Annotated in this window: 12 protein-coding genes and 2 pseudogenes; 3 read left to right on the top strand and 11 right to left on the bottom strand. The window is 50.4% G+C overall.

The genetic code is table 11. From position 1 onward, the window contains the following. Nucleotides 1–181 precede the first annotated feature (181 nt). From JCM10914_RS14395 to JCM10914_RS14360, 9 genes and pseudogenes are all read right to left on the bottom strand, one after another. Nucleotides 182–906: pseudogene (locus JCM10914_RS14395) on the bottom strand (nucleoside phosphorylase). A gap of 1 nt (nucleotide 907) precedes the next feature. Then, on the bottom strand, nucleotides 908–1582 hold the full coding sequence (locus tag JCM10914_RS14390; RefSeq protein ID WP_023962102.1) for a sulfite oxidase-like oxidoreductase: 675 nt from the start codon (nucleotides 1580–1582) through the stop codon (nucleotides 908–910). A 96-nt stretch (nucleotides 1583–1678) separates the two neighbouring features. Next, nucleotides 1679–2602, bottom strand: a complete 924-nt coding sequence (locus JCM10914_RS14385; protein ID WP_023962100.1) for an ABC transporter permease — start codon at nucleotides 2600–2602, stop codon at nucleotides 1679–1681. Then, nucleotides 2586–3652: pseudogene (locus JCM10914_RS14380) on the bottom strand (ABC transporter permease). Before JCM10914_RS14380 ends, JCM10914_RS14385 begins: the two are co-directional and overlap by 17 nt. A gap of 3 nt (nucleotides 3653–3655) precedes the next feature. Beyond that, the gene (locus JCM10914_RS14375; protein WP_036718336.1) at nucleotides 3656–5146 is read right to left on the bottom strand and encodes an ABC transporter ATP-binding protein; all 1491 of its coding nucleotides are present in this window, start codon (nucleotides 5144–5146) and stop codon (nucleotides 3656–3658) included. A 71-nt stretch (nucleotides 5147–5217) separates the two neighbouring features. Continuing rightward, nucleotides 5218–6264, bottom strand: coding sequence for a BMP family protein (locus JCM10914_RS14370; RefSeq protein WP_023962095.1), 1047 nt, complete (start codon nucleotides 6262–6264; stop codon nucleotides 5218–5220). 559 nt (nucleotides 6265–6823) lie between these two features. After that, nucleotides 6824–7405 (bottom strand): MATE family efflux transporter, encoded by a 582-nt coding sequence (locus tag JCM10914_RS30355; protein ID WP_231638653.1) that lies wholly within the window; start codon nucleotides 7403–7405, stop codon nucleotides 6824–6826. 26 nt (nucleotides 7406–7431) lie between these two features. Beyond that, nucleotides 7432–8175 carry an MATE family efflux transporter gene (locus JCM10914_RS30350; protein ID WP_023962089.1) on the bottom strand — a complete coding sequence of 248 codons (744 nt, stop codon included), beginning with the start codon at nucleotides 8173–8175 and terminating at the stop codon, nucleotides 7432–7434. Between the two features lie 117 nt (nucleotides 8176–8292). Then, nucleotides 8293–8655 carry an MmcQ/YjbR family DNA-binding protein gene (locus tag JCM10914_RS14360; protein ID WP_023962087.1) on the bottom strand — a complete coding sequence of 121 codons (363 nt, stop codon included), beginning with the start codon at nucleotides 8653–8655 and terminating at the stop codon, nucleotides 8293–8295. 143 nt (nucleotides 8656–8798) lie between these two features. Between JCM10914_RS14360 and JCM10914_RS14355 the strand changes: the two genes are divergently transcribed. The 3 genes from JCM10914_RS14355 to JCM10914_RS30345 all read left to right on the top strand — a co-directional run bounded on the left by JCM10914_RS14355 (nucleotide 8799) and on the right by JCM10914_RS30345 (nucleotide 10027). After that, entirely contained in the window at nucleotides 8799–9191 is a 393-nt protein-coding gene (locus tag JCM10914_RS14355; RefSeq protein ID WP_023962085.1) for a hypothetical protein, read from the top strand. An 81-nt stretch (nucleotides 9192–9272) separates the two neighbouring features. Then, the gene (locus JCM10914_RS14350) at nucleotides 9273–9815 is read left to right on the top strand and encodes a YheC/YheD family protein (protein WP_023962083.1); all 543 of its coding nucleotides are present in this window, start codon (nucleotides 9273–9275) and stop codon (nucleotides 9813–9815) included. After that, a complete protein-coding gene (locus tag JCM10914_RS30345; protein WP_231638652.1) occupies nucleotides 9812–10027 on the top strand; it encodes a YheC/YheD family protein in 216 nt (71 codons plus the stop codon). The genes JCM10914_RS14350 and JCM10914_RS30345 overlap by 4 nt, the downstream gene beginning before the upstream one ends. 83 nt (nucleotides 10028–10110) lie before the next feature. On the opposite strand, the gene JCM10914_RS14345 is transcribed toward JCM10914_RS30345, so the two are convergent. Both JCM10914_RS14345 and JCM10914_RS14340 read right to left on the bottom strand, forming a co-directional pair. Beyond that, nucleotides 10111–11358, bottom strand: coding sequence for an MFS transporter (locus JCM10914_RS14345; protein ID WP_052019801.1), 1248 nt, complete (start codon nucleotides 11356–11358; stop codon nucleotides 10111–10113). A 51-nt stretch (nucleotides 11359–11409) separates the two neighbouring features. After that, entirely contained in the window at nucleotides 11410–12540 is a 1131-nt protein-coding gene (locus JCM10914_RS14340) for a Gfo/Idh/MocA family protein (protein WP_036718292.1), read from the bottom strand. Between the last annotated feature and the right edge of the window lie 7 nt (nucleotides 12541–12547).

Below are 12547 nucleotides of genomic sequence, written 5' to 3'. Positions count from 1 at the left end.
TTTTGGCGGCATAAGTCCCTCTCGAGGACTTGCTCGAGCTGCACGTGCCGTTTTCAGCGACACAAGTCCCTCTCAGGGACTTGCTCGAGCTGCGCGTGCCGATTTCGGCGCCAAGCTGCGCCCAACAAAAAAAACCGGAAGTTCCTGTATTACAGGCACTTCCGGTTTTTTCACTTTAACCTTACTTCGCCAAGCTTGCCATCGCTTTCAAGGCCGCATTGATTTCGCGTTCCACTGCGTCCGAGACGACGTTCGTATTCGGATCGTACTCAGCCGCCAGGTCCGCATCTGCGAAGCCGTCCGTCGCCAGAATCGCACCTGCGCGTACGCCGCGAATCGCGGCAACCACGTACAGTGCCGAGATTTCCATCTCCACCCCGAGCGCGCCCGCACCTTATACTTCGCATGCGGCACTTCTTCCACGCCGTTGAAGAACACATCCAGCGTCACCGTCATTCCCTTACGAACGACGCCTTCTCCCATCGATAACGCGGAAGCGTACAATGCTTCGGCTACTTCACTATCAGCCACAGCGGGGAAACCTTCCGGCACGAGCTGCTTCGTTAACCCGTCCGTCCGAATGGCGGACGTGCTAACCACGAGGCTGCCCGCGGGAATATCCGCGTGGTAAGAACCGGCGGTACCTACCCGAATCAACGTCTTCGCACCAGCGCGAATCAGTTCCTCGAAGCAGACCGCAGCGCCGGGGCAACCTACGCCGTGACTCGTTACAGCCATCTCCACGCCTTCATACGTTCCAACAAACGTGCGATACTCCCGGCTGAATGCGAGCTCCCGTGCACCCTCCAGCTTGCGAGAAATCACTTCCGCCCGCTTCGGGTCACCGCACACGATAACAAACTCGGGTATATCTTCTGAGTTTACTTGCAAAATAGGCATCAACATTTCAATCAAACTCCTTACGTGTCCATTCGTCTTCCGGTATATCAAACGCTTCACCGCTAAACCGCTGTTCCTTGAACGGATCCGCTTCGTTATGGAACCCATTACGCTCCCAGAAGCCATGTCGGTCTTCCGTCATAAATTCAATGCCACGCAGCCATTTGGCGCTCTTCCAGAAGTAACGATGCGGAACCACCGTGCGCAGCGGCCAGCCATGCTTCTCCGTCAGCGGCTCTCCATTGAAACGATATGCCAGCAGGACGTCATCCTTCAACAAATCTTCAATCGGTACATTCGTGTCATAGTCCGGATCGGCGTGGAACATCACATATTTCGCTTCGGGCTTCACCTTCAAACCTTTGAGGAAATCCCGGAACAAAATGCCTTCCCAGACCGTATCGAATTTGGACCAGCGCGTAACGCAGTGAATATCCGCATTCACGGTTACGGTCGGCATCTCCATTAACGCATCATAGGTAAAGGTCTGCTCCTCTTCCACCTCACCGAACACGCGCAGCGTCCACTGCGACATGTCGTATTGAGGGACTTCCCCTTCATGCAAGATCGGAAACTTCTCGGTCAACGTCTGCCCCGGCGGCAGTTTCGCACGCTGCTCATCGGTCAGATTGCCGGCAGACACCGGCTTCATTTTCTTCAATCGTTCCGCTTTATTATGCATCTGATCACTCATCTCCTCTACGCTTGATTATCACCTGTCGCCTAACGTCATGGTGTTCACATGCACATGAAGCCAGTGGCGCGGCATAGGCGCCTATTATCTGGAGCTTGAGCCTTGCTTCAGCGCATCCTTCTGAAAGGTTTTATCTTTGAAGAAGAACATGGCCAGAATGGTCACAACATAAGGCAGCATCTGCGTGAAATGCGTCGGCAAGGCCAGGCCCTGGAACCGGATGCTAAGCGCATCCATGAACCCGAAGAGCAAACTTGCCGCGGCAACCCCAAGTGGACCCGATTGTCCCAGCATCGTAGCAACCAGCGCAATGAAACCGCGTCCGGCGGTCATGCCTTCCGTAAACATCGTCACTTGACCCAGCGATAACTGCGCGCCTGCAAGCGCGCACAGCACGCCGCTTGCCAGCACCGCCCCATATTGATAACGGCGTACGCGTATCCCTACACTTTTGGCTGCTAATGGATTCTCGCCTGCAGCCAGGAAACGGAAACCATTCTTCGTGCGATAGAAATAATACCACATCAGACCGGCGATCAAAAACGACAAGTACACGAGCGGCGTCAAACCAGCTAAAATCGGTCCGAGAACCGGAATGTTCTCAATAATCGGAATGTTCCATTTGGGCAAGCCAACCATCGTATTGTCATAGAACGCACCTTTGACGTCAAAGATAGCCCGCAGACTGAATGTCGTCAAACCTGCAGCCAAAGCGTTCATTGCGATACCAACGACGATGACGTTCGCTTGCAGGTTAATACTAAGATAAGCAAAGATGAAGGAAAATATCGACACGATAACGATAGCGAACAAAATAGCATAAATCACGTTGCCAAAATAGAAATTGCCCACCACAGCGGAAAACGCCCCGAGCAGCATGAAGCCTTCCAGACCAACGTTGAACAAACCGACGCGTGCGCAGAGCGCTCCTCCGAGGGCCGCCAGCAATATCGGAGTGACTACGCGGAGGGCCGTATTGATTAACGCAAGATCAAACAGCTGTTCCATCGGTTTTGGTCCCCTTTCTGCGCTTTAGGAAGCTGTAGGTGAAGCGGGCGGAAATGAACAGAATCAACACAGCCTGAATAATAGCTCCCACTTCCAGCGGGACTTCGGTGTTGCGCTCCACGCCCATGCCGCCTGTCTGCAATGCGGCCAGGAAGATTGCCGCCATTAATGTACCGATGGGATGTGAGCCGGCAAGAAGCGCGGCCATGATGCCTGTCCACGCATAATCTGCATTCGACAGCGCCCCGTCAATATAACGATATTGGCTGCCCAGAATCTCGACCGCACCACCAAGGCCAGCCAATCCTCCGCTAGCGAACATGGCCCCAATCATCATCGGCCCGCGCTTCACGCCGCCGAACAGCGCGAACAACGGATTACCTCCGAGCATCCGGACCTCATAACCAACAACCGAACGCTTCAAGAGAATAAATATAATCAGGGCGGCCAACACAGCCAGAACAAAACCTATATGAAGCGGCATACCTGCAATTAGCTTGGGCAGCCATACGCTGTTATCCAGCATTTCGGACTGTGCCATCGCCGCCGAGCCCGAGCGATCCTTAAGGGGATAAGCCACGAGATAGCCTGCGAATAATACAGCCACATAATTGAGCAGGAGTGTAGAGATCAGCAGGTTAACCCCGAATCTCGAATCGAAGTAGCCTGCCATCACAGACCATAATCCGCCAGCAATGATACCGGCCAGGATGGCTACAATGCAGACCAGCCAGCCAGGTCCCGGCATGTACAACCCGACCAAAGCAGCGGATAATGCACCGAATACCATTTGGCCCTCTGCACCCAGATTGAAGAAACCGGCACGGAATGCGAGTGCCGCACCAAGACCAATCAGAATAATCGGCGTGGCGCGGGCAAGCGTATTCGTGAAGAAATACATGCCACCGAATGCGCCCTTCCACATCTCAGCATAGGTCTGCAGGATGTCCCCGCCTGCAATAACGATCGCAATCGCTCCGGCCAGCAAGCGACAATAATCGCCGCAATCGGCTGCAAGAGCGGAAGCGTTAGTTTGGTCCATCTGTTCATGAATTAAGCTCCTCCCGCCATCAGCAGTCCTACGCGTTCCTCTGTCGCTTCCTTCGCTGGCAACTCCCCAACGATTCGTCCTTCATACATGACAAGAACCCGATCGGATAATTTTAATATTTCCGTTAATTCAGATGAGACCAGCAAAATACCTGTTCCCGATTCGCGCCGTTTCAGCAATTCACCGTGAATCGTCTCCATCGCACCGATATCGACACCGCGCGTCGGTTCAGCCGCAATCAGAAACGGCGTTCCCTGCTCAAGCTCCCGGGCCACGATCAGCTTCTGCAGATTACCGCCGGACAGATATTGCGTGCTGGTCTCCAGCGACCCCGTCTTGATCGAGAACTTCTGTACCCAGCCCGATACAACCTTACGAATATCCTTGAGTTTCAAGAATCCGTTCTGCTGCAATCGGCGTTGGTGACCCATAAGACCCGTATCCATCACGGTTGCCGTCCGGTTAGCTCCCCATACATAGCGATCCTCGGGAATATGAGCCAGACCTTGCTCCCGAATCTCCTTTGTTGACATGCCCGTGACATCTTTGCCTGCAACGGCGAGACGGCCACTGTCCGCCTGAGCCAGTCCCGAAATCACCTGAAGCAATTCGGATTGTCCGTTACCGGAAATACCGGCAATGCCTACGATCTCGCCTGCCCGCACGTCCAGACTAACGGCATCTAGTACTGGCTTGCCTTTAGTGCCGTTAATGGTCACATCCGATACTTCCAGCACCTTCTCGCCCGGCGTAATCGGAACGCGATCCAACTCGGCGAGTTCACGTCCGACCATAAGCCGGGACAATTGATGTGCATCGGTCTCTTGCTTATTGACAACACCGGTCACGGCCCCGTCCCGAAGAACGGTGATCCGATCCGCAACATCCAGCACCTCGCTCAGTTTATGGCTGATCAGGATAAAGCTCTTACCTTGCTTGGAGAGCTGTTTTATCGCTTGGAGCAGCTCTTGAACCTCAATTGGGGTAAGCACGCCGGTCGGTTCATCGAGAATGATGATTTCTGCGCCCTGATAGAGCACTTTCAAGATCTCGACCCGCTGTTGAACGCCAGGTGCGCTGCTGCTTACGACGGCATTTGGGTCGACCTTCATTCCGTACTGGGCACACAGTCCCTCTACTGTCTTAATAGCCTCCCTGCGATTGAACGCTGCACCCGTGCCCGGTTCGTTGCCAATGACGATATTCTCAGCGATGGTAAAGGAAGGAAAGAGCATGAAATGCTGATGCACCATCCCGATTCCGCCTCGAATTGCATCCAGCGGACTCGCAAACGATACTTCCTTGCCATTGATCCGAATCGTACCGGATGTAGGCTGCTCCATGCCGTACAAAATCCGCATCAACGTTGTTTTGCCTGCTCCGTTCTCTCCGACAATCGCATGAACTTCACCGGCCGCAAGCGAAAAATCAATGCTGCGGTTTGCGCTGAATTCGCCATATTTCTTCGTGATACTGTCCATCTGGAGTAGCATTACCGTCATGCCTTCCTTTCCCTTCTGAATGAAAGACCGACTGCCTATGTGCAGCCGGTCTCAAGTGAGAACTAATTCTGTTCCAAAGCGTTGGTTACCTTAATCTTGCCAGATATAATATCTTCGGAAATCACCTTGAGCTGATCCACGATCTCTTGTCCAATGAACGGATTCAGCGGCGTCTCGCTCTCATGCGTTACATAAGTGAGACCCACGCCGCCTTCCTTCAGGCCGTAGTCACGAATATCGAATGTGTAGTTGTTCTCTGAGAAGTCTTTTACCGTTTCGTATACGACAGCGTCCGCACCTTTCAATTGGGCCAGAACGACGTGATCAGGATCGATGCCGGTGTTGTCCGTGTCTTGTCCGGAAGAATAGAATCCGTTCTCCTTCGCGGCTTCAAAGATCCCCAAGTCACCTACTGCGGATAAACCGGCTACAAAGTCAGCACCTTTAGAGTTTTGCAGAATCGCAAGCTCTTTTGCTTTGGCTGGATCTGTAAATCCACCTACGAAGTTGACTAAGATTTCTACGTCAGGATTGACCGATTTGGCACCTTCAGCAAAACCAGTCATGTATTTATGCATGATCGGAATATCGTCAGCTACGACGTTACCTACTTTGTCGGTTTGTGTTGCCAATCCTGCAGCCGCACCCAGCAGATAAGCTGCTTCATGCTCACGGAACACGACACTGCGGACATTCGGCAGTTCTACTACTGTATCAATGATGGCGAATGGCACATCCGGGTTCTCCGGAGCGATCTTCCTGAGTGCATCCTCCATCTGGAAAGTCGAGGTAATGATCAAATCATACTTCTCGGCAACCGCTGTACGCAAATTCTGTTCAATCGAAGCTGGATCGGTAGATTCAATCGTCTTCACTTCAACGTCAAAATCGTTAGCCGCCCTTTGAATGCCTTCATCCATCAAAGCAAAAAATGGATTCACACCTATCTTCTCGGGGAGTACGAGTGCAATGCGTTTCTTCTTATCTTGAGATCCGTCCGTACCGCCAGTTGCTGTACCATTGTCAGTAGAATCATTGTTGCCACCGCAACCTGCTAGCAGCCCTACGGATAATGCGAGTGTTAATAGAATTGACCATGTCTTTTTCATTTCCTGACCCTATCCTCCTATAAAAAACACTATTTTTATACTCATATCGTATGGTATCCGTGAGCATATGTCAAAGTAAAAAATTTAGCGTTTTATGTAGTTTAATGTGTTTTTTAGCAAAATTTTGGGGGATAACTGCAGATATCACAGAACAATAGGATTGATTTCAGTCCATAATGTTCGGAAATTGTCAACATTTTAGTATCAGATCGATCATCCTCGAACAACAAAATACGTAATTTCCTATATAATTACTTGTATTTAAAAAAACTGTTCCCTGAGAGAATCCGTTCTCTCAGGGAACAACCTCGTAAAATATATACCTTGTCTAATCCAACATTTCTGACACCTGCAACAGGCGTAGAATCATAACGGCGGCAAGCTCTGCGCAGCGCAAAGCAGTTATCAAGCGACTTATCTGATTCTAGATGAAGCAGAGCAAACATCAGTCTCATTGAGCGGATTTGAATGGTTGCCTTCCATATAAAGCCGGAACAGGGGCTGTTCTCGGTGGGTGATTGACACCGTGCCGACAACAGCCCCTGATTATGTTATATCCCTATGAAGCAAACGCTCGAATCCAGCGGAAGCGATTCACTTTCACGATGGCCACAAAGCACTTCAGAATCTGATCCGATTTCAGGCAGATGAACACCGTAAGAGGCGACAGATCAAACACGAAAGCGCATAAGGCCGAAGAGGGCAGTACGATAAGCCACATGAAGATCAGGTCATTATATAGAACGAATCGGGTGTCGCCCCCACTGCGCACGATGCCCGTCAACGCCGGCATCTGATAAGCCGTACCTACAACGGTAATCGACAGGACGGTCATGAAATGAAGCGCAAGAGTCTTGGCCTCACTGGAAATCGCGTACAGTCCAAGGACGTAGTCCTTGATGAAGAACAACACCGCACCCGTAACCAGGCCTAACAGCACATACAGGAGCTGCAATGTCTTGGCATAAGTTTTGATCGTACCCATCCGTCCCTCGCCAATGGTCTTACCTATAATGACGGCGGTTGCACTGGCTGATGCATACACGATAACCGTCACCATCTGAAAGATCGTATTGGCGATGCTATTGGCGGCAATCGCGGATTCACCCATATGCCCGAGGATCGCCGTCTGGGCGCCCATCGCCAGCCCCCATATCGCATTGGACATTAGAATCGGCGAGCGACGCGGATGTACTGCTTGAAGAGTGCAGCATCAAACTGCAGGAAGTCCTGCAGCTTCAACATGATTTTCCGATCAAACCGCTTGATGTACAGTATGACGATTACGCATTCGATGACTCTTGCCGTCAGCGTTGCAATCGCCGAGCCCGCCACGCCGAGCTCCGGGAATCCCAAGTAGCCGTATATGAGAATATAATTCAGAATAATATTAATGATAAGCGTGGACAGCGAGACAACAAAGCCGATTTTGACCGTCTCGACACTTCGCAGGGTGGCCAGCAGAGAACTGGTAATCGCAAAGAACACGTAGGAGAAGCAGATGATGCTCAAGTATTCAGCCCCGGCCGCGATCACGTTCGCATCCTTCGTAAAGATGGACAGCACTTCGTGCGGAAGAAAGAAAATAACCGCCCACATCACCAAACTAAGCGCAATGGTGAGACGCATGCCGATGCTGGCTGATTTTTTGATGGAATCCATGTCCTTGGCTCCCCAGAATCTGGACGACATAATGACGAGCCCCTCGCACACACCCATGACGAGCATATGCAGCAAGAACTGGATTTGCGTCGCCAGCGCTACACCCGAGAGCGCGGATTCACTGTACCCTCCCAGCATCACATTATCCGATAAATTCACGCCGACCGATATCAGGTTCTGCATCCCGATTATAAGTGTCAACCAGAAAAAGCGTTTGTAAAAACCACGTTCACGTACCCATAATCCCATGTCAGTTAACCTTCTTCGCGGATAGAATTCAATGCTTAACTATATTATGAAATGATAGACCCGAATAGATTCATAGAGTGGGCACGCTTGGCATGAGGCCTTTGTAAATCTCCTAGGCTACACTAACCGTTGGCTGATCGCCAACTGCTTCGCTTTCGGCAGACTCTTCACGACCAGATCGTATGAATGATCAATCATATCGTGCAAATCGGATTCGGTTAATGAACCATCGATCGTCACGGTGTTCCAATGTTTTTTGTTCAAGTGATACCCGGGCTGCACCGCGTCATGCTGCTCACGCAAATTCTCTGCGATCAATGGATCGCATTTGAGGGAAATATGACTGACCTCTCCGTTAGCTATCACTAATAACGCGAACATCTTGTTCGCTACCTTCATCACAAGTGGTTCGGGTCCGAAAGGATAATCCTCGGTAGCGGCTTTTTTCGACAGGCAGTAGGCAATGAGCGGACTTCGCATAACACATTCACTCCTTAATATGGCTCAACCTTGATTATAGTAAATGGTATCCGCCTGTTCAATTGCTGTACAAAGTTTGTTCATGCTCCGTTCATATATCTCCTGTATATTGAAGTGGATTCATGTACAGGGGGGATTCAAACATGTTGAATTACGGTAAATGGCTGATGCGTATCGCAGCTATATATATGCTAATGGGCGCTCTCATCGGAGCTGACATGGCAGGCAGAAGCAGTTACAGCATGGTAGCCGGACACGCCCATATTCTGGTAGTCGGCTGGCTGACCTTGTTCGCCTACGGTATGTTCTACTATGTATTTAGAGAGAAGCTCAGTATGAAGAAGACGGCTTCCCTTCACTTCTTGACCAGCATGATCGGTGGCGGACTGATGCCAATCGGCATGCTGCTCTATTATCAAATGCAGAATACAGCAACCTTGCTAGGCTTTATCATTCCAGCTTCGATTCTGCTTATCGCTGCGGTGTTATTTATCATCATATTGTTCTTCGATAAAAAATTGTTTTCAAACAAATAATTTCATTTAAGGCCATCGTGGAGGCTCCGTCTACTTTTTCGGCATATGCTGTCAAAAAAAGAAGAGGTGAGCCTTTCTGCTATGAAATACAAAAGCAGCTCTATTAAAAGCAAATGGAAGAAAACCCAGTGGCTCATGGAAGAAGCTTACTTCCGGAAATATATACCGGCGACCCTACCATTCAGTAAGAAAAACCTAAAATCCATGCTATCTGATTACGCGAATGTCTATTTCAAACCGACGGGCGGATCTGGCGGTAACAACATTATTCGTATTCGCAAAACAGACCAAGGTTATCAAAAACAGTTGAATACAAAGAAAACCACCTACGAGAATACCGATCAGTTGTTCCGAGAATTAAACCGACATGCGGGTTCCCGTCCTTACCTGCTTCAAAAAGGAATCCGCTTAGCCAAAAGCAACGGCAAACCGTTCGACACCCGGGTGATGGTGCAGAAGACTACGCAAGGAAATTGGGTCAGCACGGTGTTGTTCACCAAAATCGGCAATCCGAGCAAAGTAGCTACGAACTATAATCAAGGCGGCACCATCGGCACATTTAATAGGACCATGGCTAGAGCAGGCTTCGACGCTCTTTCATCCAGCAGATGGAATCGGAATTGAAGGAATTGGGGGTTGCCACCGGACACAACTTCGACCGTCATTACAAAGGTTTCAAGGAACTCGGCTTGGATGTGGCCATTGATTCCAAGGGCAGACCATGGATTCTTGAGGTCAACACCCGTCCGCAATTCTATCCGCTCAAATATTTAAAAGATCAAAGTTTATACAAACGCGCCGTCGCTTACGGCAAGCAATACGGAAGAACGAAATAAATCATGGCTGCATAACAAATAGCGGTGTGGGAGTCTCTTCCCCACCGCTATTTCTCTTGATTCCTAATTTTCGCGCGCGGAGATTAGGAAGATGCAGATGTTGCTTTGGAACCGGCTTCTGGGGCTTCAGCATCGCTCCGGCTTGTTTTGTCCGTGTTTCTTAGCCATAACCACATCACCAGGAATCCTACTACGCCGGCGATGGAGATCATGGCGCCAATTTCATACATCATGCGCGGTCCAAGCGATTCGAACATCCAGCCGCCGAACAGTCCGGCAATAATACCAGAAATGCCACCCCAGGTGAGCGCGTAAATCGCCTGTCCTGTGGCTCGGTACTGCTCGGGTATCAGGTGGGCGGATAAGCTGGTCCCTACATAATAGTAGCCGCCGAAAGTGATGCAGTGCAAAATTTGAATAAAGACGATTTGCACCGGTCCGGTGACGATCGACATCAGCAGCCAGCGCAGCGTGAACAGCACACTGATGACAACAAGACATGCGAACATCACTTTGGTCGATTTCTTCAAGTAGCGGTCAAACAGCAGGAATACCGGAATCTCGAAGATCGCTGATAGAAATACCGACCAGCCGATTAATTCTTTGGAGCCTCCCAAGTTGGTAATATATAAGGAGACAAATGTCTGATTGATCGAGTTCGGCACCGATATCAGCACGCCCAGTACGACAAAGATAAAGAAAACTTTGCTGGTGAACATCACCTTCCAATAACTTTGTCGCTCTCCCTTCGGACTAACGGTCTTGATATTCCCTCTTGGCAAGCCGATCGTAAAGAGCAAGGTAACCGCCATCAGAATGCCATACAGCACCCACAGATTTAAAATGCCTGTTCGGCTGATGACCGGCCCTGCAGCAACTGCAATAATCGCCCAGCCCAGCGATCCCCAGAGGCGGAAAGCGCCGAACTTATATTTGGTCCCTTCAATCGCATTCAGAATCAAGCTGTTGCTCTGCGAGAACGTCGGGCTGTTAAAGAAGAAAAAGACCATCATCAGAAGAAAGATAATCGCATATTCCCTGATCTGAAAAACAATCACGGTCATAATTAGATTTCCTATTAATAGGAAAACAAGAATTTTCTTCACATTCTGCAGTCGATCACTCCAGTATCCCCAGAACGGATTAGCAAAGATCGAGATAAACGGACCGCCGGCCATGATCATCCCAATTTCGATTTTGCTCAGTCCGATTTCCTGAAAATAGAGCGGGAAGAAGGACGTTAAGATAGCTATCGTACCGTACAGAAAAAAGTTGAATCGCTTCAGGACTGCTAATGGTTTGCCGCTTGGTTTGGCTGCAGGAGTTGTCATGTGAAGCAAACCCCCTCCTCGTTATTCATTGCTTCTTCTCAAGACCATTGCCTAGATCGGAATGGCGGTCGACTGGGAGTGAGCGACGATCTCATCAAAACTCACTTCGGTGTCCAAGCGATCAGACAGATAGATTCCTTCGCTGATCAGCATAGTCTGCAGGGCAATCTCTGCAGTCGGCAGCAGTTCCACTCTGCCTTGCAGCGCTGCAACCCAATGATGCTGGGAAGACTGATAGGCATCATAGTTTTCCTTCAGATGACCCCAGCGACCGTCCATTTCATCGAGGTTTACTGTGCAGTTCAGATCCATATCACACACCGTTGTATGGTAACTGAATGGCGCAAGCACGGCTTGGTCAGAGTAGGCGGGCATGCGGATTCCGCCTTTGGTGCCGACGACGCTGCATCCTTCGATGCTGCCCAGATGAATGCTCCACGCTTCGCACACATCCAGCGTTGCGCCGCCTTCGAATTTCACGAAGCCGAGCCCCAGCTCTTCCACATCGAACGTCGCCTGCTCGGCGCGCCGGATATCTACTTCCATCTCACGGTAACCTCTGCCGGAAATTCGCTGTACTTTGGGTACATCCATCAGATAAACCATCTGGGCAATGTGATATACCCCCATATCAATCAAGGCGCCGCCGGCGGCAATTTGTTTGTTCAGAAAAGCCGGGGTCCCGTAGCCGTCGATGAACGGACGCCCTCTCCGACGATGCCCGGTTGCTCTGGCGTGATAAAGCTTGCCGAGCATCCCTTCGTCGATGAGTGCTTTGGCTGCCTTCGTCTCTTTGCGATACAATGTGCCCAATTGGATGTGAAGTTTCCGGCCCGTTTCCTTGGCGGCATCCACCATGACCTTGCCATCATGATAGGTACCGGCAATCGGTTTCTCACAATAGACATCCTTACCTGCCCGCAGTGCGGCAAGCGTGATCGGCGCATGCAAATTGTTATGGAGACAGACATCTACGGCCTCGATATCATCCCGGGACAGCAGCTCTGTATAATCGGAATATACGTCGGGAATGTTGTATTGCTCTGCGACCAGCCGCGCTTCCTGCTGATTGATATCACAGATCGCGACGATCTCCGCGTCCGGAATTTGTGCATAGTTCCTCATGTGCGCCTTACCGATCAACCCTGCACCAATCACACCAATTCTCACTTTTCTACCCATGTTTCCC

This window comes from Paenibacillus sp. JCM 10914 (assembly GCF_001315105.1).
Taxonomy (GTDB): domain Bacteria; phylum Bacillota; class Bacilli; order Paenibacillales; family Paenibacillaceae; genus Paenibacillus_AQ.
Note: the sequence above shows the minus strand (reverse complement) of the source record. Positions and strands in the feature narration are given on the sequence as shown.